At 54.0% G+C, this 1,923-nt stretch carries 3 protein-coding genes; all 3 read right to left on the bottom strand.

Features of this window, described 5'->3' with window-relative positions; all coding sequences use genetic code 11:
• Window positions 1-83 precede the first annotated feature (83 nt).
• Window positions 84-653: a hypothetical protein gene (locus AAF465_17495; protein MEM7084517.1), complete on the bottom strand. Its 570-nt coding sequence runs from the start codon at window positions 651-653 to the stop codon at window positions 84-86.
• A gap of 19 nt (window positions 654-672) precedes the next feature.
• The gene (locus AAF465_17490) at window positions 673-1,137 is read right to left on the bottom strand and encodes a hypothetical protein (GenBank protein MEM7084516.1); all 465 of its coding nucleotides are present in this window, start codon (window positions 1,135-1,137) and stop codon (window positions 673-675) included.
• A 53-nt stretch (window positions 1,138-1,190) separates the two neighbouring features.
• A partial coding sequence (locus tag AAF465_17485) for a carboxypeptidase family protein (protein MEM7084515.1) occupies window positions 1,191-1,923 on the bottom strand: 733 nt, incomplete at its 5' end.

Here is a 1,923-nt window from a genome sequence, read left to right as displayed (position 1 = left end):
TTTCGCGACGCCTCGCTAGATGGGCGCAAGCAGTATCGTCACAAGAACACGACCGTCGCGACTGTTCGAGTGAGATCCATTACTCATTGGGACTCAAACTTGGCCCAGTCTTCCGGCCAAGGTGGCAAATTGCCGGCCGACTTTGAATAGGGAATGCCCTTGCTGCTTAGTTCAAAGACATCGCCGTCTCGTTTGTCGATAACGTAGGCTTCACCCAAAATTTGTTCGGTCGGTACGCACTCGTTCGGTTCGTACTCACCGGTCACACCATGGGCCGCATTGAAGTACTTAAAACAAGCCCGCGGGGGTGAAAACTCGTCGGAAATTCCCCAGGTGCCGGCTACAACGCCGAAGTTATTCGGATACCACATAAAAAGCCGCCCATCCGGAGCGGTGTACTCAACATAGATGCCGTGGCCGGTTTGTTTCACGATCGTGGTGACATCATTGAGAGCTTGATTCAGACGAACGGTGATCTCTTCATCGTTGAGATCAGCGAGTTCGAGGTTAGCCGAGAGATACCGCGCAAGCGCGCGATCTTCGAAGTTCAATGCCTCCTCGAACTCCATTTGATGGGCATTGCGTGGATCGGTTGCACAGGCACCTAATAGCGCCATGACCAATGACAGAAGTAGTGGTTGTTTTAGCCTCACTTAATTCACTCCACCAAGATTATTTGGCCGGACACTCGAATCCGTTGATCACGTCCACATCGTTAATCCGCTGCCATTCATCGCCGGTGGTGTCGTAGACCACCGGTGAACAAGATTCGTGCATGACCACGTAATCGCGGCCGTTTTCCACATAGAACCCTAGATAGGACCAACACCACGGTCCGTAAATGTTCTGGTTGGGGACCGAATGCATATGAAAATGATGCTTCTTATCGCCGGAAAAACGCGCGGTCTCTATGAACTGGCTATTGAAAGAGAATCCGGCCGTGTATTGATAATTATCGCACTGAGGATTATCCATCACCGCATAGGCTTGCAGTGGGTCGTTGTCATCAGCTTTAACGCCCTCGATGTTTCTTTGAAACGTGATCGTGGCGTGCGGTTCATCAATTGGCACACTCGCGTAGTTTGAAGCGCAGCCAGCACATAACAATGTGGCAATCATAAGTATCGGTGATTTCACTCGCTATTCTCTCGGTTTGGGTATGTAAAGATGGATCCGCAGGACGTCAGGTCTTACTGTCTTGCGCTCCAACTGTCGAACGTCTGCCACATCGCGTCGATGCAGGATGCGCCAAGCTGTTGGCAGCGCCCCGGCGACCAGCCGATCTCCGGCATGGGTTGATTGGCCGCGTCTTTGAATGGCATTTCCAGTGTCATCGCGAGACAGCCAAATGACTCGGCAACGTAGTCGGTCGCTTTGCGCAAATCGGAGCTTCCGGGTGCCGAAATCGGATAACCGAACTCGGTTTGAAAGTCGGGCGTAATGTTGGCGAGCGTACGCTTAAACGTCTGCAGCTCGTCGTTCATCGTCTCGGTCCAGGACGGCGTACCTTCGGCGCCGGCAACAAAGTTGTAGGGCAATGCTTCATCACCGTGCACGTCGAAGAAAAAGTCGACACCGGTCTCGTGCATGCGCTGGCGGACGAAGAACACCTCCGGAGACTGAGTCTCATCGGGCTCTTTCCAGGCGCGATTGAGATTCACGCCGTTGGCGTTACAGCGCAGGTGGCCGCGTACGCTGCCGTCGGGATTCATATTGGGTACGACATACATGACGGTTTGCTCGAGCAACGCGCGCGTCACCGCGTTTTCCGGGTCGGTCATTCGCTCGATGAACCCTTCCATCCACCACTCGGCCATCGACTCGCCGGGATGTTGGCGGGCGATTAGCCAGCACGATTTCTTATTTTCGGCGGGCTCGCCGATCGTCAACAGGGTCATCGCACGACCGTCCGGCGTGGTACAC

This window comes from Pseudomonadota bacterium (assembly GCA_039028935.1).
Classification (GTDB): domain Bacteria; phylum Pseudomonadota; class Gammaproteobacteria; order Steroidobacterales; family SZUA-146; genus SZUA-146.
This window is presented reverse-complemented; position numbering and strand designations above follow the sequence as displayed.